The organism is Cognatundibacterium luofuense (assembly GCF_018139685.1).
Taxonomy (GTDB): domain Bacteria; phylum Pseudomonadota; class Gammaproteobacteria; order Burkholderiales; family Burkholderiaceae_D; genus Undibacterium; species Undibacterium luofuense.
This window is the reverse complement of the sequence record NZ_JAGSPN010000015.1, coordinates 1-25046: the sequence shown is the minus strand read 5'-3', so window position 1 is coordinate 25046 and position 25046 is coordinate 1. Positions and strand designations below refer to the sequence as shown.

At 52.0% G+C, this 25046-nt stretch carries 23 protein-coding genes, 1 pseudogene and 1 riboswitch; of the genes and pseudogenes, 12 read left to right on the top strand and 12 right to left on the bottom strand.

What is annotated here, in order from left to right:
* Positions 1 to 104: 104 nt before the first annotated feature.
* Positions 105 to 1100, top strand: a complete 996-nt coding sequence (locus tag KDM89_RS16780) for a substrate-binding domain-containing protein (protein ID WP_329604687.1) — start codon at positions 105 to 107, stop codon at positions 1098 to 1100.
* 53 nt (positions 1101 to 1153) lie between these two features.
* The gene (locus KDM89_RS16775; protein ID WP_212689076.1) at positions 1154 to 2776 is read left to right on the top strand and encodes an ATP-binding protein; all 1623 of its coding nucleotides are present in this window, start codon (positions 1154 to 1156) and stop codon (positions 2774 to 2776) included.
* Positions 2777 to 2821: 45 nt separating this feature from the next.
* Here the strand turns inward: KDM89_RS16775 and KDM89_RS16770 are convergent, their stop codons facing one another.
* The 3 genes from KDM89_RS16770 to KDM89_RS16760 form a co-directional block, all read right to left on the bottom strand.
* Positions 2822 to 3361, bottom strand: a complete 540-nt coding sequence (locus KDM89_RS16770) for a DUF924 family protein (RefSeq protein ID WP_212689151.1) — start codon at positions 3359 to 3361, stop codon at positions 2822 to 2824.
* Positions 3362 to 3748: a nuclear transport factor 2 family protein gene (locus tag KDM89_RS16765; protein ID WP_212689075.1), complete on the bottom strand. Its 387-nt coding sequence runs from the start codon at positions 3746 to 3748 to the stop codon at positions 3362 to 3364. It lies immediately after the preceding gene.
* A 288-nt stretch (positions 3749 to 4036) separates the two neighbouring features.
* On the bottom strand, positions 4037 to 6112 hold the full coding sequence (locus KDM89_RS16760) for a TonB-dependent receptor (RefSeq protein ID WP_212689074.1): 2076 nt from the start codon (positions 6110 to 6112) through the stop codon (positions 4037 to 4039).
* A 61-nt stretch (positions 6113 to 6173) separates the two neighbouring features.
* A riboswitch (cobalamin riboswitch) is annotated at positions 6174 to 6401 on the bottom strand.
* A 185-nt stretch (positions 6402 to 6586) separates the two neighbouring features.
* Between KDM89_RS16760 and KDM89_RS16755 the strand changes: the two genes are divergently transcribed.
* Complete coding sequence (locus KDM89_RS16755) at positions 6587 to 7384, top strand: hypothetical protein (RefSeq protein ID WP_212689073.1); 798 nt, start codon at positions 6587 to 6589, stop codon at positions 7382 to 7384.
* A 79-nt stretch (positions 7385 to 7463) separates the two neighbouring features.
* Here the strand turns inward: KDM89_RS16755 and leuE are convergent, their stop codons facing one another.
* The 4 genes from leuE to KDM89_RS16735 all read right to left on the bottom strand — a co-directional run bounded on the left by leuE (position 7464) and on the right by KDM89_RS16735 (position 12793).
* Positions 7464 to 8129, bottom strand: coding sequence for a leucine efflux protein LeuE (gene leuE, locus KDM89_RS16750; RefSeq protein ID WP_212689072.1), 666 nt, complete (start codon positions 8127 to 8129; stop codon positions 7464 to 7466).
* Between the two features lie 396 nt (positions 8130 to 8525).
* On the bottom strand, positions 8526 to 8726 hold the full coding sequence (locus KDM89_RS16745; RefSeq protein ID WP_212689071.1) for a hypothetical protein: 201 nt from the start codon (positions 8724 to 8726) through the stop codon (positions 8526 to 8528).
* Between the two features lie 51 nt (positions 8727 to 8777).
* Positions 8778 to 10193: an ATP-binding cassette domain-containing protein gene (locus KDM89_RS16740; protein WP_212689070.1), complete on the bottom strand. Its 1416-nt coding sequence runs from the start codon at positions 10191 to 10193 to the stop codon at positions 8778 to 8780.
* A 212-nt stretch (positions 10194 to 10405) separates the two neighbouring features.
* On the bottom strand, positions 10406 to 12793 hold the full coding sequence (locus KDM89_RS16735; protein WP_212689069.1) for a TonB-dependent receptor plug domain-containing protein: 2388 nt from the start codon (positions 12791 to 12793) through the stop codon (positions 10406 to 10408).
* A gap of 346 nt (positions 12794 to 13139) precedes the next feature.
* On the opposite strand from KDM89_RS16735, the gene KDM89_RS16730 reads away from it, so the two are divergent.
* Positions 13140 to 13877, top strand: coding sequence for a metallophosphoesterase family protein (locus tag KDM89_RS16730; protein ID WP_212689068.1), 738 nt, complete (start codon positions 13140 to 13142; stop codon positions 13875 to 13877).
* On the opposite strand, the gene KDM89_RS16725 is transcribed toward KDM89_RS16730, so the two are convergent.
* Positions 13874 to 14470, bottom strand: coding sequence for a hypothetical protein (locus KDM89_RS16725; protein ID WP_212689067.1), 597 nt, complete (start codon positions 14468 to 14470; stop codon positions 13874 to 13876). The genes KDM89_RS16730 and KDM89_RS16725 overlap by 4 nt on opposite strands.
* Positions 14471 to 14495: 25 nt before the next feature.
* Here KDM89_RS16725 and KDM89_RS16720 point away from each other — a divergent pair, with 25 nt between their 5' ends.
* The gene (locus KDM89_RS16720; protein ID WP_212689066.1) at positions 14496 to 15563 is read left to right on the top strand and encodes a tyrosine-type recombinase/integrase; all 1068 of its coding nucleotides are present in this window, start codon (positions 14496 to 14498) and stop codon (positions 15561 to 15563) included.
* 93 nt (positions 15564 to 15656) lie between these two features.
* Entirely contained in the window at positions 15657 to 17741 is a 2085-nt protein-coding gene (locus KDM89_RS16715) for an esterase-like activity of phytase family protein (protein WP_230427931.1), read from the top strand.
* Between the two features lie 120 nt (positions 17742 to 17861).
* On the opposite strand, the gene blaOXA is transcribed toward KDM89_RS16715, so the two are convergent.
* Positions 17862 to 18662, bottom strand: coding sequence for a class D beta-lactamase (blaOXA, locus tag KDM89_RS16710; protein WP_212689149.1), 801 nt, complete (start codon positions 18660 to 18662; stop codon positions 17862 to 17864).
* 256 nt (positions 18663 to 18918) lie between these two features.
* Between blaOXA and KDM89_RS16705 the strand changes: the two genes are divergently transcribed.
* Complete coding sequence (locus KDM89_RS16705; protein WP_212689065.1) at positions 18919 to 19140, top strand: hypothetical protein; 222 nt, start codon at positions 18919 to 18921, stop codon at positions 19138 to 19140.
* A gap of 182 nt (positions 19141 to 19322) precedes the next feature.
* Here the strand turns inward: KDM89_RS16705 and KDM89_RS16700 are convergent, their stop codons facing one another.
* Positions 19323 to 19958, bottom strand: a complete 636-nt coding sequence (locus tag KDM89_RS16700; RefSeq protein WP_212689064.1) for a hypothetical protein — start codon at positions 19956 to 19958, stop codon at positions 19323 to 19325.
* A gap of 214 nt (positions 19959 to 20172) precedes the next feature.
* On the opposite strand from KDM89_RS16700, the gene KDM89_RS16695 reads away from it, so the two are divergent.
* Positions 20173 to 21030 (top strand): rhodanese-like domain-containing protein, encoded by an 858-nt coding sequence (locus KDM89_RS16695; protein WP_212689063.1) that lies wholly within the window; start codon positions 20173 to 20175, stop codon positions 21028 to 21030.
* A 126-nt stretch (positions 21031 to 21156) separates the two neighbouring features.
* On the opposite strand, the gene KDM89_RS16690 is transcribed toward KDM89_RS16695, so the two are convergent.
* Positions 21157 to 22095, bottom strand: a complete 939-nt coding sequence (locus KDM89_RS16690; protein WP_212689062.1) for a C13 family peptidase — start codon at positions 22093 to 22095, stop codon at positions 21157 to 21159.
* A gap of 21 nt (positions 22096 to 22116) precedes the next feature.
* Positions 22117 to 22941 (bottom strand): dienelactone hydrolase family protein, encoded by an 825-nt coding sequence (locus tag KDM89_RS16685; RefSeq protein WP_212689061.1) that lies wholly within the window; start codon positions 22939 to 22941, stop codon positions 22117 to 22119.
* A gap of 218 nt (positions 22942 to 23159) precedes the next feature.
* Here KDM89_RS16685 and parS point away from each other — a divergent pair, with 218 nt between their 5' ends.
* The 4 genes and pseudogenes from parS to KDM89_RS16665 form a co-directional block, all read left to right on the top strand.
* Positions 23160 to 23639 carry a type II RES/Xre toxin-antitoxin system antitoxin gene (gene parS, locus KDM89_RS22880; protein ID WP_212689060.1) on the top strand — a complete coding sequence of 160 codons (480 nt, stop codon included), beginning with the start codon at positions 23160 to 23162 and terminating at the stop codon, positions 23637 to 23639.
* Positions 23636 to 24106 (top strand): RES family NAD+ phosphorylase, encoded by a 471-nt coding sequence (locus tag KDM89_RS16675; protein ID WP_212689059.1) that lies wholly within the window; start codon positions 23636 to 23638, stop codon positions 24104 to 24106. The genes parS and KDM89_RS16675 overlap by 4 nt, the downstream gene beginning before the upstream one ends.
* Positions 24107 to 24363: 257 nt before the next feature.
* Positions 24364 to 24795, top strand: a complete 432-nt coding sequence (locus KDM89_RS16670; protein ID WP_212689058.1) for a DUF1801 domain-containing protein — start codon at positions 24364 to 24366, stop codon at positions 24793 to 24795.
* A gap of 44 nt (positions 24796 to 24839) precedes the next feature.
* Positions 24840 to 25046 (top strand): annotated as a pseudogene (locus KDM89_RS16665) (hypothetical protein); the annotation flags it as partial.

The window sequence follows — 25046 nt, the reverse complement described above, 5'->3', positions numbered from 1 at the left end:
ACGTTGTCTGCAACTTATCTGTGCAACATCTTTTTGTCATAACAAGCATGACCTGACAGTGCCGCGACCAGACCCCGCGGCCGCTGACACATAGGAGATGGTTTGTGAACCACCATGCCGCGCTGAATACTATCCGCCGCCGTTTACTGGCGTCGCTGTTACTGATTGCCACGCCGCTGACTGCAATAAGCAGTACCAAATCCATTTACTACATTACCCCCGGACTGGATCTGCCATTCTGGCGCACACTGGGCCTTGGCATCGGTACTATCGCCACACAAAACGGATATCAGCTCAAAGTGCTGGACAGCAAGAACAGCGATGCGCAGCAGCTCAGTAATATCGAACAGGCGATCCGCGAGCAAGCCGCCGGTATCGTTTTATCCCCGACAGACAGTAAATCGGCGCAAGCCGTACTGGAACTGACCAGCCGTGCGCGGATTCCGGTGGTCATTGCCGATATTGGCAGTAACGGTGGCGAATTCGTTTCGTACGTGAAATCAGATAATTACCGTGGCGCCTATGGTGTGGGGCAGGAAGTTGCAGCAGCCTTAAAAGAGCGGCGACTGAAAAACCCTGCTTTTGCCCTGTGCACGATTGCCCTGACCCGTAAAAACGGACAAGACCGCACCAATGGTTTTCTCGACGCTATGAAAGAAGCAGGCTATACCAACATGGTGGCGCTGCGTCAGATGCAAAGTTATACCAAAGAAGAAACCTATCAGTTCGTCAAAGATATTTTGCGGGAACATCCGAAAGTAGCCGCTATTTTCGTGGAAGTCGATAAACCGACACTGGGGGCGCTGACTGCACTGAAAGAATTACGCAAACTGAAAGAAGTGATCGTCGGCTCTTATGATGGCATCCCGGAATTTGTCGATCATCTCAAGAGTGGCAATCTGGTGGCTGTCGGCATGCAGCAACCACTGTTGATGGGAACACAGTCTGCCGAAATTCTGTTCGGTGCCATTCAGGGTAAAAAGCAACCGAAGCAAGTGCTGGTACCGGTACTGAACGCTACCAGTAAAAATGTCGCGGAATGGTTACCTGTCGCGGAAAAAACCGTGTTCGGCGCAGAAAAGTCAGCTCCGTTGAAATAATGCTTAACCAACGGCGATGACATTTTCCGAATCAATTTTTTCTCAATATACATATGCTGCTTAAGTATTCCAGCCTCAGCCTTCGTCTGCGACTGGGCTTATGCTTTGGCACGCTGGTCGGTTTACTGGCGGCGGTGGTTGCTGTCAGCGCCCTCGGCTTTCTGGAATTCCGTGCAAGCTCGGACAGGCTGATTTTTCAGGAATATCCGAAAAATGTCGTACTTGATGACACCAGCAATCACTTAAACAGCATTGCCCTCAGCATGCGCAATACACTGTTCCTGCGCGATGAGAGCGAAATCCGGAAAGAAATCGACAATATCACCGGCACCAATCTTCAGTTGCTGGACAACCTGAATCAATTGCATCAGTTATTCAACAATGCAGACGATGCAGGTCTGCTGAAAAAACTCGATATCATTGACTCAGCTTACCGCGTCAATCAGGATGACTTTGTGGCGCTGGTGCGGCAAAACCGAATGGGTGAAGCCCGGAATTTATTACTGGTGGAACTGCATCCGTATCAGCAACAATACTTCACGCTGCTGAACAGTCTTAAACACCATCAACGGCAACGGGTATTGCAGGAAAGCGCCGCTGTCAGCAATACTTACCTTCATGTCCGCGGCTGGACTTTTTCGCTGACGCTGGCTTCGCTGGCGGCGGGTCTGGTACTGACAGTCATCATGACCCGCTCTTTATTGCGACAACTCGGCGGCGAGCCAGCCTATGCGCAGGAAGTCGCGGCCCGTATCGCGCAAGGCGAATTTCATTACGATATTCAGCTGCATCCGGGCGATAACACGAGTCTGCTGGCAGTCATCAATCTGATGCGTAACCGGCTGAATTTACGCAGTCAGGCACTGGAAAAAGCCAATCAGGAAATGGCGGAAGTGATTGATACGCTGAAGCATACGCAGACCGAACTGGTGGAAAGCGAAAAAATGGCGGCACTGGGGTCATTAGTCGCCGGTGTTTCACATGAACTGAATACACCGATTGGCAACAGCGTCATCGCCGCCAGCACCATTACTGACCTGACACGCCAGTTCATCGGCCAGGTGCAGGACGGGCATCTGCGGCGCGCACAACTGAATGCGTATCTGGAAGAAGTCGCAACCGGTGCAGATATTTTACAGCGTAATCTGATTCGGGCCGGTGATCTGGTTGCCAGCTTTAAGCAGGTCGCCGTGGATTGTTCCAGCTCGCAATTGCGTGAATTCAGGCTCAGTGAAGTGATACGCGAAACTTTACTGACGCTGCGTCCTGCGTTTAAGAAACTGCCGGTCACTTTTGAACAAAGTATTCCGGACAATATTCATATGCAAAGCTATCCGGGACCGCTGACACAGGTCATCACTAATCTGGTGAACAATGCAGTGATACATGGTTTGTGCGATCTGCCACAGGGGCAAGTCACGGTCGCCGCTAAACTGGTCAGCGATCAGGAAGTGCAGATTAGCGTGACGGATAACGGACGCGGTATTCCGGAAGAAAACATGCACAGAATCTTTGAACCCTTCTTTACCACCAAACTCGGACACGGCGGCTCAGGACTGGGATTGCATATCGTGTACAACAACGTGACGCAGATTTTGCAAGGAAAAATCCGGGTACAAAGCGAACCCAGATGCACGGTGTTTACGCTGAACCTGCCCTGCCATATTCAAACCTGAATACGGAGCGCTGCGTTCAGCAGCGCAGCAGAAAACTTACCAGCGTCAGAATGAAGAGCCCGGTAACTGCAGGAAAGCCAGTTCATCGGCACTGGATTCCCGTCCGAGTATGGCATTGCGGTGCGGATAACGTCCGAAACGGTCAATAATCGCTTTGTGTTTCAGTTCAAACTGATAATTTTCCAGCGGTGCATGTTCGCGGTATAAACGCTCCGCTTCAACGTGAATACGAGCGGATTCACTGTGCATGAAAGGCAACAGCAAAAATGAACGCTGCACCGGATCCAGTGCGGTCAGCGCACCGGCACGGATTGCTTCCTGCGCCAGTACCAGTGCCATCCCATCCTGGCTAAATGCCTGCGGCGTAGCGCGATAGCAATTCCGTGAAAACTGATCCAGTACGATAATTTCCGCCAGCCGTCCGGCAATGCCTTTGCGCCATTCCGACAAACCACCTTCTGCCGCCTGTTTCAGTACATCACCGAAACGATCACGTATCTGCTGATCAAATGCAGCATCGACTTTCCACCACTGCGCCGGAGAAATCTCTTCAAACCAGAATTGCAAAATGTCCTGATACACGATTTATCCTATGATTTCCGAAACCGACAGAATACACCCATCCTGAAAACGAAACTCAGATCTTCCTTGCAATTGAATTTCAGTTCCGGCCTGCAATCCATCCGGCGTGGCCTGCGCCAGCGTCCCGCGAAACGCAATATCAGCATGCATGACATCGCCCTCTTCACGTAAATCCGTTATCGTTTGCTGCCGCGCTGAAAACAATCCGGCAGATCCTTCTGCCAGTTGCCGGAACGCATCCTTTCCTTCCGTACTGACCTGTACACTACCATTGGCGATGTACTGAAAATGCACCTGTTCATGCAAACAATCCAGCATGCCAACAAGATGAAACGCCTGATATTCATCCAGATAGCGCTGTATCAGCGCGACTTTCTCCGCGTGCTCCATGTCACTTCCCTCACTGGTGAAGATGTATTCTGAATCGTATTTTTTTCAAACTGCCGCTGAGATTCCGGTTCCCGTACAAAATGCTCAGGCTCATCCGGATCAATCATGCAGTCCACAAAGCTGTGTTGTAAAGCTTCGCTCCGACTGTAGCGCAAACAATTGACAAAATAATGACAACAAATAGTGGCGAAAAATAATGACGACAAATAGTGACAACAAGTGAGTATCGAATAAACCGCATCGCGGCGCAGGGACAGCGCCGCGATGTGATGATGCGTACTCAGAGAATTACCACTGCCAGCGCACACCGGCACGTACACTGCGCGGCGCGGCCGGATGCCAGTGCCGGTCATCCACTGCAACGGTTTCCTGTTTCAACTGCGAGCTGTACCAGTATTCCATGTCATGACTGCGCCGGTTCAGCAGATTCAGACAATCCAGACTCAGCGTAATTTGCCGGTTGAAACGGTAAGCCACTCTGCCATGCCACAATACCGAAGCATGCGAACGCACGCTGTTATCTTCCGTCAGCGCGCGGCTGCCCATGTAGCGACCACGCAATCCCCATTCCCAGCGCCCCTGTTCAAAGCGCAAAGCCATGCTCGCAGTACGTTCCGGCGCATCGGTGACGCGGTTATCATTCAATGATCCGTCGGTATAACGTGCATGTGACCACGCCGCATCCAGCTCCAGCCACCAGTGACGGTTGATCTGATACTGATGACTCATTTCCCAGCCATAACGCTTTGCAGGACGACCAGCTTCGGTGCTGGCGTCATCCGGCACATAGGTCAGCTCTGAATCCGTTTTCAGATGCCAGAAAACCAGACTGGATTCCAGTCCGTTCAGCCATTGCGCACTGCGTATTCCCAGTTCCCAGCCTTTGCCTGCCGACATCAGCGGCGTCGGGCGTCGTTCTGCGCCATTTTCCACTGAAGGCTGCAGCGTTGCGCCGCGTGCATCGTTACTGTGAAAGCCTCGCCCTGCATTCAGATACAACGCCAGCCCCGTAGAAGGCTGATAGGTGATATTCAGATTCGGGCTGATTGCCGATTCAGTTTTCAGGCCGCTGTTCAGCGGATTCAGTAAATCCTGCACATCGGCCCGGACTTTTTCTGCGCGCAGCCCTGTACTCAGCCGCCACTGCGGATGTAACTCTGCATGCACTTGTGCAAATGCTGCACCCTGCCACCAGTTCACGCGATGCAGTGAGCGGGTTTCAAACGGGTTTCTTTCACGGCTGGAGAATAAGGCCAGCGGACTGATCTGGTCATAGCGTGTCGTAAATCCCGTTTCCAGCGTCAGCGGTAGCCAGGCATTGTTAACAGGCTGACTGCGCAGCCAGCTGCCACCGGTAATATGCCGTTGCTCACTTTGCGTAATCTGATCACCGCGTTCGGGATCATTCAGATACCAGGTCGGATTCGAGTACAGATTCAGCCGGTATTGCATGCGATACGCCTGCCACAGTTCCCGCCGCTCGCCGTCAACCAGTTCCCGCTGTACATGCAGCCCGATCCGCTGTGTATCGCCGCCTTCGGATGGATCCAAGCTGCCGTAGCGATCAATCAGACCGGACTGCACTGCACGCTCTGGTACCTGACTGGTGGCATTCCAGCGATTGCGGTAAGCCAGCACTGACCACTGCCAGACATCTGCTCCGCTCACAGCAGAGCGCCAGCGCAGAAAACTGTTGAGCTTGCGTGCGTCTTCCGGCACTTGCCACGGGCCATCCGCGCTGGCCAGCTCCAGCGCGGCAATCCAGCGTCCGCCTGCAAACTCGCCACTGTTGGCGTGCATCAGCCTGCGTTCGCGCCCGCTGCCTGCCTCCGCCACCAGCAGCGGGCCTTCGAGTGACGATACATACTGAATCCGGTTTGCCCCTACCAGTGAAAAATCACCGTCGCCTGCGTAGTACGGCCCCTTGCGGAACTGCACTTCACTAACCAGTTCCGGTATCAGTAAATTCAGATCCAGATAGCCCTGGCCATGTGCATGCGAAGGCATATTGATCGGCAACCCGGCCACGCTGGCAGATAAATCCGTACCGTGATCCAGATTGAAACCGCGCATAAAGTACTGATTCGCTTTACCACTGCCGCTGTGCTGCGAAACAATCAGCCCCGGCACACGTTCCAGAATTTCAGCCGGACGCTGCACCGGCAAAGCCTCAAACTCCGCAGCGCTGATAATGCCTGCACTGGCGGAAACGCTTTGTTTTTGCAGGGAATTTTTTTGCTGTTGCACGATCACCTGCTGTACCACAGGCGTAACAGATTCCGGTGCTTCAGTGGCACCGGCTTGCGCATACGCAGGCAAGGCAAAGCCCAGCCCCGCCCATGCGAGACGACGATAAGATTTCATGATGAATATAAACGAGCAGCGATTCCCTGATCATCCCCGTGATCCGGAACCCGAAGGGCCATGCAGGCCCGCTATTCTGGCCGGTATCCGGGCTGGCGCATCAGTATCGTCGTCTTCCCACCGGTGAAGGCAGTGACTTGGGTGACGATACGGAGCCTGAGCGGCTCAAACGCTTACCGTTGCGGGGGCAGCGCAGGTTGGATTTGTGCTGAACAACACAGAACTCCCTGCTTCCCGTTTAACTTCACGACCGGAACAGCCGCAAAGCACCAGAACAGCGCGCAGTCTAAATGAATTCGGCATATGCCGTCAAAAATTCATTTCTTTCCTGCCAATTCCTCTGCCAGATTCAGCAACGATTGCTTACAAATGCATACAGCATAGTTACGCTATAACCGTTACATTTTCGGCAATCTGCACAGCAGCGTTCTGCGAAATGTGCATCTGTTCAATGGTAATGATGGGGTGATCCTGATGAAGAAAAGTGTTTTGTATTCTGCAGTACTGAGTTGCGCTGTGTTGAGCGCTTGCGGTGGCGGTTCGGGTGGTAGTGGCAGCGGCAGTGGTTCCTCGTCCGGTGGTACGGGTACGCCGTCACAAACTGCGCCAGGGGGCATTTATCTTGGCTATTACGCTGAAGATCCGAAAACCAATCCTGAAGATCCGACGCTGGGTGCGTTTGTACTGAATATGCCGTCCAGTAACACCAGCTTTTCCGGCGCGATGTTTTTTACTTATGTCGGCTGTCAGAGTGAAAACGTGGGTGTCGTCAGTGGAAATAAAACTGATGCCGGTATCGCAGGTAACTGGAGTGGCAGTCTGGATGGTGTGATGAATACCGGCAGCTACACAGGCAGCTGGCAGACAGCCACGCAGTCGTACAGCGGGACATTTACCAACGCAGGCGGAAAGCAATTCCGAGATCTGCGTCCGTGCATCCAGTATTACATTGCACCGAATGGCAGCTTTGAAATGTTTGCTGCAGAAAAACTGATTCCGGATACTTTCCAGATCAGTCTGAGCGGTCGCACGCTGTCGTGGAGTAACGTGAATGGCAGCACGATTGCGCTGGTGTATGTGATGAACCCGCAAATCGTACAAACTGCGGGCAATCCGGTGATCTGGCAAGCGATCGTACCTGCCAGTGGCAGCATCACGATTCCGCAAACGGTGAATCTGAAAGCCGGTACAGATTATCTGGTGGGTGTGGCGCTGACTTCAGACAGCCTGCAGCGTCTGGCCTTTGGCAGCAAACGCTTTACTGCGCAGTAATTCTGAGCTTATACCGGCCGCTTTGTGCAACAGAACTTTAAGTTGCACAAAGCGCTTACTTTCTATGACCGCATTTCAATCACAGCGTGGCACTGGCCAGCTTGGCGCCGAAGCCGATGAACATTGCACCGACTCCGCCTGTGACGCCTGCGGATAAACGACGGCGTTGACGGAAAGATTCAGCCAGACGTACGCCGATAAAGATAATCACAGTCAGATAAGTGAAACTGCAAATCTGACAGATCAGCGCCAGCAATCCATACGACAGTAAAGGATGCTCAAAAGCCGGATCAACGAACTGGATGAAGAAGGAAATGAAAAACAGGATGGCTTTCGGATTCATCAGGCTGATCACCAGCGCTTTGGTAAACGGATCGCCGGGTTCAATAGCACGCTGGACTTCTGCCACCGCCTGATTCCGGTTTTTCCAGCCCAGCCAGCAGCCGCGCAGCATTTGCAAGCCTATCCACGCCAGATAAGCAGCACCGACGTATTTGACGACATAAAACAGCGAAGGATTGGTTTTCAGCAAAGATGCCATTCCGCCAGCGGATAACACCATCAGAATCAGATCCCCCAGAAAAATGCCGCAAGCACCGCGATAGCCCTGACGCACCCCACGCTGCGCTGCGACACTCAGTACGTACAAAGAATTCGGCCCCGGCAGCAGAACGATAAAGATCGTGCCGATAACAAAAGTCCAGAAATCAGTGATGCCAAAGGTGGCGTGGATCAGTGCGTTCATAGGAAATAGAATAATGAGGTCAGATGAAAGACGCTGACATTGGAGTCAGCGAATGATGCCTGTTCATCATAACACCGTCTGTTAAACGGCACAGTGCGGTGTTTACTTAGAACTCATTTCATAAATACCCGCGAGATGCGTTTGCCTCATAGCGCGGGCTGGCAAGGCGGACAAGGCAGTGAATAGCGGTGCTATTCACAACGCGTCCAACGCTGTCCAGCGTAGGCTATGAGGCAAACCCTTCGGGAACGGAGGTGTCGGGTGCATTGCTTTGTTGCGTCGCTTGCACAGGCACCAGCCTGTGCTGCGCAACGGCGCCGCGCACTGCATCCCGGCACCTCTCGTTCGCACTCGTGGCTATTGATGAAATGAGTTCTAGAAACCAGTCACCGCCAACTAAGTTCCGGATGCCGAATCGTCCCTCAGCCTTTTCTGAAATTCTGCTTCCTGTTCGGGTGTCAGCGAGCTGGCGACCTCCTCCATCACATCCAGCACATTGCCTGCACCATCGTAGACGTACATGAAGACTTTGCCGTCTTTTCTGACCATTTCAGTCCAGACTTCATCGTTTAAGGCTTTTACGCGGATTGCTGTCATTGCTATCTCCTGATTTGAAAAACGCATTTCATCTTAACAGGAATATTGATGTCACAGCACGGCTTGCAGTGACAAGATGTCTGTACAGACAATTTGCTGCAGCCAGTCGCTATCGTGCGAGATCACAAGCATGGCGCCCGGATAGGCACGCAAAACCTGCGTCAGATGCTGGCGTGTGGACAAATCCAGATGGTTAGTGACTTCATCCAGTATCAGTAATGCCGGCGTATCGGCAGCGATCAGCGCCAGCATCAGGCGCACCCGTTCGCCACCGGACAATTGCGCGGCCGGACAATACGCCAGCCGGTCTTCCCGCAACAGAAAACGGGCCAGATGCTCGCGGATTTGTGTCATGTGCCAGTCCGGCCTGCGTTGCTGCAAATGCTTTATGCAGTCGGATTGCGGCTGTAACAGCGCGCCATACTGATCTATCAGGCTGATACGCGAGCTAGGCGGCACATACCAGTCACCGGCCAGCCGCAAATGCGGCGCTGAGGTGATGGCCTTTATCAGCGTGGATTTGCCGGAACCATTCGGCCCGCAGAGCGCGATGCGCTGCCCCGGCATCAGCTGGCAATCCAGCGGTTCCTGCAGCGGCTTGCCAAAACCGAACTGCACCTGATTCAGTTGCAAAATGGCTGAATTGCCGTGTTTCTGGCCTGAAAGCAGGTGAAATGCGGGTTCCGGCACAGCACCCTGGCTGACGTCGGCGAGAAGTCTGGCCGTCCGGTTTTGCTCGGTGCGGATATCTGCACAGAGCTGGTCGCTGGTACGGGTTCCGCGCCCGAGTTTTGTCGCTGAGCGGATTGTGGCCCAGCGCCGCTCCTGTATCGCCTTTTTGCCGCGCTGACGGGCGTGTGCCGCGCGCTCCTGTTCCTGCATGCGACGCTGATGTGCTTGCTTGAGGTTTTTCTTTAACTGCTGACGCTGATGCTGCAAGCTCTCCAGCGCTTGCTCCTGTGCTGTCAGCCAGTCGGCATACCGGCCCTTAAACACGGTCAGTTGCTGATCATGGACAATCCAGAGCTGATCACACAAAGCCTCCATCCAGTCAGTATCATGGCTGATCATCACCAGCGTCCCGGGGTAATAACGTAATTGCTGCAACCAGTACTGCCTTTGCTGCTGGTCCAGATGATTGGCCGGTTCATCCAGCAATAAGATATCCGGCATCTGCGTCCACAAGGACTGCAACGCCGCGCTGACCCGTTCGCCGCCGGACAGCGGCGCATCCGGCAAATGCTGCGGCAGATAGCCACAACCGGTCTGCGGCGCCAGCACCAGCTGTCCGCTGTCAGGACGCAGCTGCTGTGCCAGTAACTTGAGTAAGGTGGATTTACCGCTGCCGTTATCACCAACAATCGCAATGCGGTCGCCAGCGTGTATACGCAGAGAAATATCAGAAAAAATGGTATGGGAAGCAAAGGAAAGGCAAACGCCTTCCAGGCGGAATAAACAAGCAGACATACGGCACCTGAACGAGTGGCAAAAAGGAAGAGAGTTTTTTGCCCGCAGCGGGCAATCAGGCGGCGATGTTCATGTCTGAAAAGACCTCGTCAGGTACGCTGAATCAGCGGAATTGAAAAATGCAGGCTGCATTTTAATTGCAGCATTCAGCAACCGGCAAGAAAAAAATGGCTGCCCGAAGGCAGCCATCTCAAAGCAAGCCAGACTTCAGCTCACCATTTGTAAGACGCTTTTGCATACACGAAACGTCCGTTAAACCCGTAAGGCGAGAATGTGCTGTAAGGCAGCGTTCCGCCGGAATTCAGATTCCCTGCAGAGGTCACCTGATCAGGATATTTATTGGTCAGATTATCGACACCACCTGTCAGCGTCCAGTTACCGGTACGATAGCTGGCAGAAATGTCAGCCACTGTATTGGCGCTGTAAGTCTGATCCAGTGCCGGATTGGTTTGCGGCGACACGAAGCTGCCGTAACGCGTGACCTGCAAATGGGTAGCCCATGGACCGCGACTGTAATCAGCACCAAGGCTCAGCTTATTTTTCGGCGCAGTGACTGTAGCGCGCTGAATCGTCTGGCGATCAATCAGGGTCAGATTGTTTTGCGCCAGAATCGCCGGATTGGCAGCAATATTTTTGACGCTGGTGTTATTGCGGTTAAAGCCCAGCGTCAGTCCCAGTTTGTCGGCATCAGTCAGTGCCAGCTGATAACTGGCCACCACATCAACACCACGAGTACGGGTATCCATTGCATTCGTGAAATAACGCGCTGCCCCCACCAGAACACCTTGGTTTGCCAGCAAAGCCTGCAGATTCGCTGGCAGCACCAGATTGCCGGAGTACAGAATCCGGTGATCAATATCGATCTGATAGGCATCGATACTGACCGACAGTGTTTTCAGCGGTTGCAATACTGCACCAAGGCTGTAGTTGCGGGATTTTTCCGGTTGCAGAGGTTGCGCTCCCAGTGCTTTGGCCGCAGCAGTAGCGACGCCGAACGTACCGGTATCCACCAGCTGCGAAGTCCCGTTAATGGTGATCAGGTTGGTTGTCGAAATCGTATAGTTTTGCTGCGCCAGTGACGGAGCACGGAAACCGTTCGATGCTGCAGCACGCAAGGTCAGCCACGGCGCAGCCTGATAACGGCCGGATAATTTACCGGAAGTCACCGCACCAAAATCGCTGAAGTTTTCATAGCGTATCGCAGCAGATGCACTCAGTGCCGGCGTGAATTCCGCTTCCAGTCCCGCGTATAAAGCCTTGCTGTGACGCTGAAAATCACCCGAGTTGGATGGCTGAAAACCGGCAAAACCCTGCGCGCCGCTACCTGTGTAGGAATTGAACTCACCTGCGCCGATACGGTACTGATCGCGACGATACTCTGCACCCACCGACAAGGTTGCCGGATTCTGCAAGCCCGGCAGTTCGATCTCGCGGCTGGCATCTGCATTCAGTACAGTCTGAATATTGGTCAGCTTACCGGCATAAAAACTGGTTGGACTGTTCGCACCCAGACTCAGGTTAACGCTATTGGTCACATCCAGACTGAATTCATTCTGGCCATAATTTGCACTCAGATCCCAGCGCCAGCCATCATTGCGGCCACGCACACCCAGTACCGAACTCACATCTTCACCTACACTGGCCTGATTCGGAGAAAAGCCCTGCGGGTACAGCGGCGTACGTAAGGTTGTACCGGAGGTATAGGCTGTACGCCACGTAGCAGCAGCATCTGTCTGACGACGTGATAAGTTGGCGTAGCCGTAAAGTTCTGCCGTGTCGGTCACCGGCACTGCGGCATTGATAGTGGCACTGGTTTGCACCACACGCGGATCACCCTGTTTCTGATTAATCTGACCGTAACGTGGCTCTTGCGGATTGCGTAAATCCGGCAACGAGCGGTTAGTTTCCCCCAGCGATTTTTGCTCAGCGCTGACACGTATCCAGCCTTTATCAGCCAGCGTTCCGCCGGTCGTTGCACTAAGATTCCACTGATTGCCGTCACCTGCACTGAAACGTCCGGCACTAAGGCTGACTTCGCCACCTTCTGCACCTTTTTTCAGAATGATATTGATCACACCTGCAATCGCATCAGAACCATACTGTGCTGCCGCGCCGTCACGCAGTACCTCGATATGATCAATGGCAATCAGCGGAATTGTGTTCAGATCGGCGGGAGCGGAGCCGCGACCAGCGGTGCCGTTCACGTTCACGACTGCGCCGGTATGCAAACGTTTACCGTTGACCAGCACCAGAGTCTGGTCCGGAGACAAGCCGCGCAGTTGTGCAGGACGGGTGGCAGATGTGCCATCGGCAACAGCAGGACGCGGAAAATTCAGCGATGGCAACAGGCGATTCAGTGCTTCACCCAGTTCACTGCTGCCGCTGGCCTGCAAATCTTTGGCGCTCAGAATATCTACCGGCGCTTCGGAATCAGCTACCGTACGTTTCAGGCTGCGGGTTCCGGTGACGATGACGCTTTGTGCTTCATTTGTTTCTGCGGCCGCCAGCGCATCCTGCGCCAGTCCTGCAAGGACACCTGCGACCAGTACCGCGGTCAGTTTCGGTCGGATTGCTTCTTTGCTTTGTTTCGTTGCTGTCATTCTGCTTTCCTCACTAGTATTATCACGCTGCGTAATTGTTGTATCCAATACGCATATCTTTTGACATATCTTACTGAGGGCTAGCAGGGTTCCAAACGATGCAATTTTCCTTTCTAAATAACCTAAAGTTATAAACGATTTTTTCTTTATTCAATAATTGATATATTGACGATCATAGAAGGCTGCTTTTTCTCACATTACGTTGGAAGTCACTCAGCCATTCCGGAAATTGAGCACGAGCATTCAACAGGGCGTTGCGACACTTGCTGCACGTCTTATGTGATGAAAAATGCAGTACAAACTGTTTGTACAGTTACAATGTCGGACAAACTCCGAATTCATCATCATGAGCACACTTTTCTTTTGCGGCGATACACACGGACAGTTCGATCATCTGATCGAAGCTGCGCGCCTGCACAAGCCAGCTGCAATGATTTTGCTCGGTGACATTCAGGCAACTGCTCCACTGCACGAGATTTTCGCGTCGGTGATGGAACACACAGAAATCTGGTTCATTCACGGCAATCACGATACCGACAGCGTCGCCCAGTACGATCATTTGTACAATTCCAGCCTGGCCAGCAATAACCTGCACGGACGTGTCTGTGAAGTTGCCGGCTACCGTATCGCCGGACTGGGCGGCATTTTCCGTGGTCAGATCTGGATGCCGGGACAAGCGCAACGCTTTTTCGATCCGCCAAGCTATATGGCGGCTGGCGGTCGCGGCAATCAGTGGCGCACCGGCGTTTCCCGTAAACACCGCAGCAGTATTTTCCCGTCCGATATTGCCGGTTTACAAGGTCAGAAAGCCGATATTCTGGTCACGCACGAAGCGCCATCCTGCCATCCGCATGGTTTTGTCCCTATCGACCATCTGGCGCGTCAGTTAAAAGTCCGCGTCAGCTTCCACGGCCATCACCATGACCGGCGCGACTACAGCCGCGACGTCCCGCGCCTTGGCTTTCAACCATTCGGCGTCGGCCTGCGCGGCATCACAGCGCTGAACGGCGAAGTGATCCGCCCCGGCGATATGGATCATGTGGAATTCCCTGTCGATCCGCGCCGCAGACCACGGGGTGTTTAACTCTTTTCCGCCCGACAAAATTGCGGCTGCAGCAAAGGCGCAGTCACTTGTGCATTGCCCAGTTGGTCACGTGTCAATGGCGCTGAAAACTGGCAATCCACCTTGACATGCACACGTTGAGAAACTTGTGTGGCGATCAGCGCGGCGAGCTGTGGTGCTGCCTGATCCTGACGCCAGCATAATGCCGTCAGTTTTGATATATGCGCAGGATCGTTAAGAGTGAGAATTTTCTGATGCGCTTCGGTGACGGCGGGAATGCTGAAGCGCCCTTCTTCCGATATTGAAACCGGTGTTCCCACGTCAGAACAAGGTTGATTTGTCCCCGGCATCGCCCCCAGATACATCTGAACATCCGAACGATTCATCCCAGCCATTTTCACGATACCGCTGATCTCCGGCGTGATGAACGCAGTCTGCGAAACCGAAACGCAAGCTGCTTGTAAGAATAGCAGACCTGTCAGGCTAAGTCGTTTAACCAGTGTTTTCATTCGCAGATCAATTCCTAAAAAAAATTGGCAGTTGACGGAATGTGAAGGACTATACATACCGTTCCCCTGCTGGTGAAGATCCCTGAGCAATACGGTATCATGCATTTTCGTTTGTTTGATGGATTACAGAATGTCAGTGACGGCAGATTACACATTGTGGCAACAGAACCCTGAGAAAGCCTTTGCTGCCTTTATCGTTTCGTCCCGCTATCTGGATTATTCGCGCAGACAAACCAGCTCCGCACTGGAAAGTGTGAATGAAGGCCAGCGCAAAATTTCTGCACGTTCGGCTCATATTTATCAAACGATGTTCGCACGCCTGTGCCGCTGGCTGCGCGAAAACGGGATATCACTGCTACAGATGACGGACGAGGATCTGCATCGTTTTCTGACACAAACCACGGAGCAAGGGCAAGCGGTGCTGAAGAGTGCGATTCAGTACCGTTATTTGCGTATGGTCGAAAATGTATTTGAATATCTGGCGCGCAGTCCTAATCCGGCGAAAGGTGTTTTATCGCAGACACTGACTGCAGGTTTGCGTCTGAAAGGCAAAGATGCGAACAGCGTTGTGTTAAGCGGCGCACAAATTCAAGCCTTCATCGCAGCCCTTCCTTTGTCCAGCGCCATGCCGAGTAGCAGCAGACCGCATGCAGGCTGGAAAAAGCGCCGTGACCGTGCCATTCAGTGCATGATGCTGGGTGCCGGCTTGCGTGTTGCGGAAGTGATCGGACTGCATCGTGATGAAGTTGCCGGAGAACTCAATAGTGACGGAAGTTTGCTGGTACAACTGGAACCAGTCGATAAACATGACACGTCCTATGCACACCAGACCGCTGTACGACCGGAACTGGTGGACGACGTACTGAACTGGATACGCGAGCGCGATATGCTGCCGGTAGGCGGCGATTTACTGTTTCCCGGAACGCACGGCGAATTACTGAATAAAGCCACCGTGTATCTTCAGGTCAAAAAAACCTTTTTACGCGCGGGTCTGAATCTGCCGCGCATGGGTGGCCGAACCTTACGTAATACGTTTGCCTTACAGGAGCTGGATCAGAACACCAGTATCGGCGCGGTGCGCGAAAAACTGGGACTGGCAGAAAACCGCTCAGTTCTGAAATACAAAGAGCGGCACCGCAAAAGCAATTCCTCTGCAGAACCAGATCAGCAGCACGAAACCACGCCACCAACAAACTGAAGCAGACTGAAGCAGCCTGAACCTGCGTTGTCATCAGGCTGTCATTGCTTGTTATTACAGTCATGATTTTCTGTCTTTGTCGATCTGAATATCATGATGAAACGCATCCCCTTCCCTGCCACCATGACGGCAGCTGCAGTTGCCGCCATGGTGTTATCTGCCTGCGGTGGCAGTGACTGTGCACAATCCGGTACCAATGCAACGCCGGTCAGTGTGTCCGGTGTTTTTCTTGATGCCGCGGTAGAAGGTCTGGATTACGAAACCGGCAGCACGAAAGACAGCACAAAAGCTGACGGTGGTTTCAGTTGTAAATCCGGTGACACCGTGAGCTTCAGTGCCGGTGGCGTTAAACTCGGCAGCGCAGCCTGCGGAGAAGTGATTACGCCGCTGGAACTGGCGAAATCAGCGACACCGAAAGATGATTCCGTCATCAACCGCTTGCTGGCATTGCAAACGCTGGATGAGGATCAGGATCCGTCCAACGGTATTCGTCTGGCACCTGCGGTAAAAACAGCGCTGACTACGCAAACACTGGACTTCAATGCAAAGCCGGACGATTTCCATGCTGCACTGAATAAAGTATTAAGCGGTTTGCCAGCTGCCTATCAGGGACGCAGCGTCGATAATGAGCGCCGCAATATGGCGCGTGAACATTTTGAAGACACGCTCGCGAGCAAAGCCGGACGCGCTTTTAACGATACGTTTACACAAACCAACGGCGCAGGTGGAGTAACGGTGAATGTAACCCGTTATCAGATCAAAGCTGACGATAAATTCTACGTGCCGTATGAAGGCACTGATGCGGGCATCAAAGCAGATTTTCCGAAAGGTTTTTTACCGGCTTACGGCTCCGGTCTGGCATTTAAAGGGAAAACGGCTGACGGCAATCTGGAGTTCTTTGCCATCACCGACCGTGGACCAAATGGCGACGGGCCGAAAGTACCTGCGTCGCTGATTACCCCAGGAGCTACCGGCACTGTTGATGCAAAATTCTTTCCATCACCGTCGTTTGCACCTTCTGTCGGCATTATCAGCGTCGGTAAGGATGGTGCTGTGCTGAAATCCAGTACGCCAATCCGCTTTGACGCAAATAGCAAAGCCAGCGGACTGCCACTGCCTCCGGGCAAAACAGGTGCTACGCTGGAAGCGCCGCTGAATGATGCTGCCCGTTACGATGCCAAAGGCAAAGCTACCTTCAGCGAATTCGGTCTGGATACCGAAGCAATTTCATATGATGCGGCAAAAGGTGTGCTGTGGGTTTCGGATGAATACGGTCCCTTCATCGTGAAAATCGATGCTGCCACCGGCATCATTCAAAAGAAATATCAGCCCGGAACCAACCCTGGCGACTTACCAGCTGTACTGGCGAAACGCCGTGCCAACCGTGGTATGGAAGGTCTGACGCTGGACAACGCCAGCGGCAAATTGCAGGGTTTCATTCAGAGCCCGCTGGATGATGGTAAGGCCAGCATCGTGCTGCCGGGTGCAGATAAAGCCAGCAGCGAAAATATCCGTGATTACGCAAAACTGGTGCGCTGGGTGGAATTTGATCCTGTCACAGAAAAAACCCGTTTGTACGCTTATCCGATTGATCCGTCCATGTATCAGGGTGGAAAAACCGGCAATGCCAAACTCGGAGATCTGGTAGCGCTGGGCAACAATCGCTTCATCGTCATTGAGCAGGGCACAGGACCGGATGGCAAAGTATTTAACCGCCTGATGCTGGTGCAGATTCCTTCCAATGCAACGGATATCGCCGCTGTTTCCACCGATCTGGAAAAAAGCAGCATGACCGGTGCTGCGGTGAACGGTGTGAACTTTGCCGATGTGATACCGCTGCGCAAAACTCTGCTGCTGGATCTGAACCAGACCGGCTGGAGCGCTGAAAAAGCGGAAGGTCTGGCACTGGTCGATGAATTCACTCTGGCGCTGGTGAATGACGATGATTTTGGCTTAAAGACAGGCGTGTTCGGTGCCAATGGCCAGCAGATCAGCGGTGCAGACATCACAAAATGCACCTACGACGCCAATGGTCAGATGCAGGCAGGCGCTGCTGCAAGTGGCTGCACGGCAGGTAATACCGCACGTGTAACACGCGGTGCAGATAACGAGCGCATCAATCGTCTGTGGCTGTTCCGGTTCAACAAAAAACTCAGCGAATTCTCGCTGCCGCAATAAATTGCCGTTGATATCTCTGCACCGTTTCCGGCTGCAGAGATATACAACCTGTTTCACTGCAATTTATTTGCTTTCAATACCGCCCGTAAACCGGGCGGTTTTTTTATTGCCTGCTCAGTCTTAAGGCTTTGCAGGTAATGTGGAAAGTAAGACAGGCAAGCGTTGCAACATTGCTTCGCGCGCACGCGGTCCGGCGAAACTGTCCTGTTGCTGTTTATCCTGTATCAGTTGAACGAAAATCACTTTACGGTTGCTATTTTCCGCCCAGCCAACAAACCAGCCGAATCCGCGTGACCAGTCTTCTTTCCCGTCAGGGCCATCCGGTATACCGCTTCCGGTTTTGCCATGAATTTCCCAGCCTGCGATATCCGGCTGAATACGGGTAATTTTTGCAGTCATTTCCATCGCATGCGCCGAAACCGGTAATTGTCTCAGAACCAGCTTACGTATAAACGCCGCCTGCTGATAAGGCGTAATTTTCAGTGAAGATGTCAGCCAGCTGCGCGTCAGACCATCATGCTTACCGGGATTCCCACTGACATCCTGATTCCCGTAATCAAACGCTTGCACATAACGCCGGAAAGCAGCCATACCAAGTTTTCCGGTGATTTCCTGCGAATACCAGACAACAGAATTTTTCATCCACATCACCGGTGTGGTTGTCTGCGCCCAGCTTTCAATCATGGCGGAATAGGAAGATTTAAACGGCATCGCCGGTGTTTGCTCGTCGCGCAGAATGCCGGCGTCGTAGCCCATTAAAGCAATCGGAATTTTAAAGCTGGAATTCGGTGGCATCGCGTGATGACAATCGCCCTCTTCCATCAGGGTTTTTCCGGTTTCCGCTGACACAAGTAAAGTACAGTCCGCGCTGGCGGGTGCAATGGCAGCCATCAGTACGGTAGCAAGCATTAAGTGTCTGATTCGGTGATGTATTTTCATAAATTCCTTTCAGGGATTGTTTCCTGTTGATACAGCCGGATACACCTGCATGCCAATGCTCAGACCAATATAGAAAAAATTTTCTACACCAAGAATACATTTTCTAGAAAATTTTGTCTACATGAATTTAACAGGATTTTGCTTTACACCTTCCAACGATGCTTGCTTTTCCGCAACGCAGACCGTATGCTGAAATGACAGTTCGATGACATTTTTCAATCACGTCAGGGAGACCATCATGCAACAACAACGTCAAGCACATCTGTTGATGGCCATCGGTTTATTCGGCATTGCACTCTGGATCATTGCACGCCAGTTGTTTCCTTCAATGATGCCATCGGATCTGGTACAGGGAATGTGGGTCGGCTCGCTGACTGGTCTGGAATTACTGGCACTGTCGCTGATGTCGCAGAAAAAAACAGCGAAAGCCCAGGCTACGCAACGTCGTCGCCGCTTCTGACCATTCGCCGCACATAAAGCAAACGGCAGCCCGGTTCAACCGGCCTGCCGTTTTGTTTTATCTGATTGTCATCTGATTATCTATTTTTCCGGTGATCTGTTTTTCAGCTCGACTGATTCAAATGATTATCAGATCCGGCAATTGCGTTGCATCCATCTTTGTATATCTGAACAACACATCCATCACTGCCCGGCTTTGATTGCAAGTTTTGCACTCTGTATATCCATGCACACCAGATGACCCGCAAAAAATTCATACCCCAGAAATCCGTCAATCACCGGTACGTGCACATTCACCAGCCTGAAATTCTGTTGCCCCGTCCAGCCCTCGGTTTGCAAAGTCAATCCGGTCAGAACCTGGCCTGCATCACCTGACCAGCGTGAACCGGTTTTCAGAATATTCTGATTCGCACCAGTATCCAGTCCCAGCGCAACCGCTTGCGCATCCTGCGTAAGGCGAACATAAGGTAACGACCCCAGCATTTGCAAAGGTACAGTCTGCGTACCGCATTCCGGCGCAAGGCTTCCTGCGGGGTGCAAGCGCAATTGCGCGTGCGCGTAATCAATGACCAGACTGTATTGTCTGAGCCAGCCCATACCGAGATAACCATCGATCCCTTCCGAAATGCTGGCTTTTTTCCACGGCACAGCCTTAAGCTGCACTGCTTTCCCGCTTTGTAATGCCAGCTGGCGCACCTGTGTCGCATCGGAAATCAGATCATGACGCAAAGCCAGCGCCGCACCGCCACCGGTATCCAGCAGTAAACGAACCGGCTTGCCATCCAGCTCTGCTTTCAATACCGGAACTTGCTTTTGCATTTCCAGATGCAGTATTTCAGGCGACTCACCGGCACTTGCGCTGCTCGCTAAAAGCGCCAGACTTAGAAAAACAGAGAAATTTTTCGCCATCCCGCCGAATGTTTGAACTGTCATTTTATTGGTCACAATATAAATATATTTATAATAAACAGCGCTTAGTTCCACTATCCAAGTCTGCGGAAACTTATAATTTATGTTCTAACAGGACAATCATATGACAATTTTTCAGCATACATCGCGTTTGCTTCTGACTGCTGCTCTGACCGGGTTGCTGAGTGCCTGCGTAACAACACAGGATTTCAGTCATATTCCGAAGGAACCCGGAACACAGGCAGCATTACAGAAATATATGACCGAAAAAAGTGCGAAGGCTTTCGCAGTGGCTGAAAATGGCAATTTCAGCTATTCGGAAAATGCCCCTAATATGGCGACTGCCATTTATGGCGCATTATTGAATTGTGAAAAATCGGCAAACGCCCGATGCACAGTGGCCGCAATCGAAAATAACAGCACGCTGCCGCTGATGACTGCGCAAAAAACAGAAAATCAGAAACTGATTGCCGGTATGCAAATGAAACATCCGAACGAGCTTATGCCGCAGACAAACTGGTTCAAACCGGCTGCTGACGCTGTTCGTCCCCATTCCTCCGGTATCCACTACGCGACACCAACCACCATCAAGGGTGTGAAAACCATTGCTACGCCCGAACTACTGAAACGGATGAAAGAAGGTTCGATTACCTTGCTGGATACGCTGGGGATTTCACGCATCAATGCAAGTTTACCCGGTGCATACCTGCTGAATGGTGCGGATTATGCCTCAACCGATAATGACAAAAATAAGGCATTCGAAGCGCGGCTGGAAAAAGTGATGGCACGTTATTTTCCCGATAAGTCACAAGCACTGGTTGCTTATTGTGCTTCAGCAGAATGCTGGCTCAGCGTCAATGCATTAATTCATCTGAGAAATATTGGCTACACCAATCTGTACTGGTACCGAAACGGGGTTACCGACTGGACATATCAGGAATTGCCGCTCACCAATAGCTACCAGTTCATCGCCGTTGAATGATCAGCATATGACCTGAATGCTCAAATGGATTGCAGATATAAAAACAAACTTCGCATGAAGTCTGTTTTTTCCACATTTATAATATTTATTAGTTTTTTAATTAACTTGGTAAGATCAATGATGTTTTCAGGACGAAGGCTTTAACCAGTCACTAACCGGCAAATCCGCGAATTTTTTCATCTTTTCACCAACAAACATCTGCGGCTCTGACGGCTCCAGCTTTTCTTTTTTCTCCCGCGCTGCAATATCTTCCTTCAGCTTCACAAATAATTGATTCAGGCTCAGCGTCGGATCAGGCGCTTTACCCATCAGCGCATCGATGAAAAAGGTATTTTCTGACAACGGCTGACAACCATAGGAAACCTTATCCGCGGCAGCTGCAGCCAGGATGATCCGGTTTTCTGCTTTTAACACGGGAATCATAGAGCCGGAATGGCAGGCAGAAATAATAATCAGCGTCGGTATTACTTTGAGCTTCCGTAGATTAATTTCCAGATAGTTATCAGTAATCGGCCCGGAGTATTCGCCATCCAGTTTGACACCCAGAATATGCTCATTTCCATGACTCGAAATCATGATGACTGCCAGATCTTGCGGATTCGCCTGCTTGCCAATTTCGAATGTTGTGTTCTCGATACCCGTTAAAGTGGCCAGTGGTACTTCCATCTGCTCTACCGTCTGATCGTTATAAGCGATGTAAGAAATCATTCCCGGATACAAGGCTTTTAATCGCTCAGCGGCTAACTTCACATCACCGGCAAACGCCTTCGATGAGCCTTCGAGACCGAAACCCGCGTACCACAAACGCGGCCCCGTCATTGCTTTTGCTGCGGCCTGATTTTTTTCCCTGATCGCAGTACGGATTGCATTACTCTTTTCGAAGCCTTCCTTACTGGTCAGCAACAAAGGTTTCGCGGGCGTATCCGCCTTCTTTTCAGTCGCTTCAGTGCTCTGTGCGGCCTTTGCAGTTGCCACAGGTTCAGCATCCGGCGCTGGAAAAGCGAGCGCCTGCAGACTGAGCATAACTGTGCTGGCAATCAAGACGGAGAGTAGATTCTTTTTCATGGCCGAATTCAGAAAATGAATTTATTTTGTCTGCTGCTGAAACAATGCCAGCATTTTGCTCCATGCCAGCTCTGATTGCGCATCGTCGTAAAACGGCATGTCAATCACGCACCAGCCATGCTTTGCCGGATAGACCTGCACATCGGCCTGTACACCGGCTTCCTGCGCGCGCTGTTTCAGGGTGTCTTTTTCTTCCGGATTTTGCTGATCATCGTCCTCGCCAATCGCGAAATGGAAAGCCGCTTTGCTGTGTGCGATCAGTTTGTCAGGGCTGGTGGATTGCGGTGTGACAAGAAATGCGCCGTGATAACTGACTGCCGCCGCGATACGGTCCGCACGTGCAGCCGCTGCGCGCACTGCATACGACGCACCCAAGCAATAACCAAAAGTCGATACCGGTTTTGTGGTGTCGGTTGCGGCATGCTGATCCAGAAAATTCACATACGCGACCGTATCCGCCGCCACGCCTTCCGGCTTGATGCGCGCCACCATCGGCCAGGCGGAATCTTTATTGTTCATCCAGTCGGTAAATTGCTGATACAGCGGCGCAACGCCTTCGCGGTAATAAATATTGACCAGCAACACTGTGTATCCCTGCGCCGCCAAGCGGTCCGCCATCATACGTTTTGCGGTACGCAAACCTGCGATATCCGGCCACATCAGCACCGCAGGCCAGCGTCCCTCTGCCGGGCTGACCAGATACGCATTCGCCTTACCATCCGGCGTATCAATCAGCACTTCTGCGCGGCGCAATGCCGGTAATTGCGCATGCTGCCATTGCGGTGCAACGGCGTTCGGATCAAATGCCGGGCTACTCTGACCGGCCGCTGTATTCTGGTCACACATCTTCTTACCTCGTTATGCAAAATATCGGATTATTGTACGATGATTCGCACATATATTAATTTTTTAATCATAAAACGTCGCTTTGCAACACGTGGCAAAGCGCCTGATTTCTGTATCACTGCACCACTGTTTCTCCATCTGCTGAATTTTTAAGCAAACCTGCGAAATCTGCTATAATCTGCTCATCTGCACAGTTTTTATTGCGCAAAGGAGCAATCATGCACGCCACCGTCAGTTCCGCCCTGCAACAGCCCGTCGCTGGCCGTCATTATTCTTTTGACAGCTTCGACAAAGCCTTCACCATGCCTGCCATGGAAAAAATCGAACTGGTGGAACACGGCGTCAAAGCCAGCGACTTCAAAAAACTGGTCGAAGATATGGGACTGGCGCAGGAAGAATTGTCACGTGCGCTGCGAATCTCGGTCAGCACCATTAACCGCAAAGTCAAACGCGATGAAATTTTGTCGATTGATGAAAGCGAGCGCGTGCTGAACATGGCATCGCTGATCGGACAAATCAGCGTCATGGTCTCCAGCGCAGATACCGGCTTTAATGCCGCGCAATGGGTCGCCAGCTGGATAGAACAACCTCTGCCCGCGCTCGGCGGACGCCGTCCTGTGGAATTTTTAGGTACCAGCAGCGGCTTTCAGATGGTATCGAACGTTCTGCGCACCATGCAAAGCGGAGCTTATCTGTGATCACCGCGTGGCGCATCGCCACCGACACGCCGGGCTACACTGCCGACGATATGCAGGGGACCGGCGCCAAACTCACCGGCGGCCGCTGGAACCGCGAAGGCACGCCGCTGGTGTATTGCGCCAGCAATATCTCGCTGGCTTGTCTGGAAACGCTGGTGCATCTGAACGCAGGCCTGTTGCCACTGAACCGCTATCTGGTATCCATACAGATTCCGCCCGCCGTGTGGCAAGCGGCAGAACACTTTGACGCAGCCAGTCATATCGGCTGGGATGCGATACCGGCAGGCAAAGTCAGCCTCGAATATGGCAGCCAGTGGGCCACCAGCATGCGCTCTGCCCTGCTGCTGGTACCGTCCGTCATCGTGCCGGAAGAACTCAACATTCTAATCAACCCGCTGCACCCCGACGCCAGCACCATCCGCGCCAGCAAAACCCGCAAGTGGACTTACCACGCCGTATCGCGCTGATCTGATTGTCCGGATCAGCACCACCAACCGGCGTTTTCACTGAGCGGACTATGCAACTATCGTCATCCGCCATTTTCAAAAGCCCGGACGTTCTGCCGACGACCGCCAGGTTGCTGTGCTGAACACCGCATTTGGGGTGTTTTGGGGCGATTTTTGGACAATTCTCAATAATTTCCATAATAAAAACACCACAAACCTGCGCATGCGGATTATGCTGATGCTTCCGCCATGCCGTCTGTAACTGCAGGAGGTCGTCTATGAGCAGCAATAAAACTGTGCCAACCGATGCCAGCGTCAGCGCGTATCTGGCAAATATCAGCAATGAAGCACGCCGCAAAGATTGCGAAGCGCTGGCAGAACTGATGAGCAAAGCCACCGGCCAACCGGCTGTAATGTGGGGGACTTCGATCGTCGGCTTCGGCAGTTACCACTACCGTTACGACAGCGGACGCGAAGGTGATATGTGCGTAGTGGGATTTGCTGCGCGCAAGAATGAGATTGCGATTTACGGATTAAACGCAGCGTCTGAGCACGAGAAGTTTAGGCAGCAATTGGGGAAACATAAAGTAGGAGCTGGATGTTTGTATATCAGAAGCCTCGAGAACTCTGACCTGAACCTATTACAAAAATGGACCAGAGAAGCTTTTTTGGAAAAAATTAACCTAATCGATATGAATCGATACGAATGAAATCCAGAAGTTTTTAATCCCAAAATAAAATCAAGGAGAAATAATTGTCAAATTTATCATCGCTTGGAGAAAATGCAAAACATTTAGCGAGAAATCCAATCGGAATTATCGCGCTTTTCATTGTTTTAATTTATGGATTTGCCTCACTGACGATTATATTTGGGACAAAAATTCCTGCCGACGGACTAATTCCTTTAGTTTGGTTTTTGGTTTTCTTTCCCTGCTGCGTATTATTGCTTTTCGGTTGGCTT

Bases quoted from the DNA above. Each gene is read 5' to 3' on its own strand.
- KDM89_RS16730 (WP_212689068.1), top strand. From the start codon at position 13,140: ATGAGCACACTTTTCTTTTGCGGCGATACACACGGACAGTTCGATCAT.
- KDM89_RS16775 (WP_212689076.1), top strand. From the start codon at position 1,154: ATGCTGCTTAAGTATTCCAGCCTCAGCCTTCGTCTGCGACTGGGCTTA.
- KDM89_RS16755 (WP_212689073.1), top strand. From the start codon at position 6,587: ATGAAGAAAAGTGTTTTGTATTCTGCAGTACTGAGTTGCGCTGTGTTG.
- KDM89_RS16705 (WP_212689065.1), top strand. From the start codon at position 18,919: ATGCAACAACAACGTCAAGCACATCTGTTGATGGCCATCGGTTTATTC.
- leuE (WP_212689072.1), bottom strand. From the start codon at position 8,129: ATGAACGCACTGATCCACGCCACCTTTGGCATCACTGATTTCTGGACT.
- KDM89_RS16735 (WP_212689069.1), bottom strand. From the start codon at position 12,793: ATGACAGCAACGAAACAAAGCAAAGAAGCAATCCGACCGAAACTGACC.
- KDM89_RS16725 (WP_212689067.1), bottom strand. From the start codon at position 14,470: ATGCATGATACCGTATTGCTCAGGGATCTTCACCAGCAGGGGAACGGT.
- parS (WP_212689060.1), top strand. From the start codon at position 23,160: ATGCACGCCACCGTCAGTTCCGCCCTGCAACAGCCCGTCGCTGGCCGT.
- KDM89_RS16670 (WP_212689058.1), top strand. From the start codon at position 24,364: ATGAGCAGCAATAAAACTGTGCCAACCGATGCCAGCGTCAGCGCGTAT.
- KDM89_RS16715 (WP_230427931.1), top strand. From the start codon at position 15,657: ATGATGAAACGCATCCCCTTCCCTGCCACCATGACGGCAGCTGCAGTT.
- KDM89_RS16685 (WP_212689061.1), bottom strand. From the start codon at position 22,941: ATGTGTGACCAGAATACAGCGGCCGGTCAGAGTAGCCCGGCATTTGAT.
- KDM89_RS16765 (WP_212689075.1), bottom strand. From the start codon at position 3,748: ATGGAGCACGCGGAGAAAGTCGCGCTGATACAGCGCTATCTGGATGAA.
- KDM89_RS16740 (WP_212689070.1), bottom strand. From the start codon at position 10,193: ATGTCTGCTTGTTTATTCCGCCTGGAAGGCGTTTGCCTTTCCTTTGCT.
- KDM89_RS16745 (WP_212689071.1), bottom strand. From the start codon at position 8,726: ATGACAGCAATCCGCGTAAAAGCCTTAAACGATGAAGTCTGGACTGAA.
- KDM89_RS16700 (WP_212689064.1), bottom strand. From the start codon at position 19,958: ATGCAAAAGCAAGTTCCGGTATTGAAAGCAGAGCTGGATGGCAAGCCG.
- KDM89_RS16720 (WP_212689066.1), top strand. From the start codon at position 14,496: ATGTCAGTGACGGCAGATTACACATTGTGGCAACAGAACCCTGAGAAA.
- KDM89_RS16695 (WP_212689063.1), top strand. From the start codon at position 20,173: ATGACAATTTTTCAGCATACATCGCGTTTGCTTCTGACTGCTGCTCTG.
- KDM89_RS16690 (WP_212689062.1), bottom strand. From the start codon at position 22,095: ATGAAAAAGAATCTACTCTCCGTCTTGATTGCCAGCACAGTTATGCTC.
- KDM89_RS16760 (WP_212689074.1), bottom strand. From the start codon at position 6,112: ATGAAATCTTATCGTCGTCTCGCATGGGCGGGGCTGGGCTTTGCCTTG.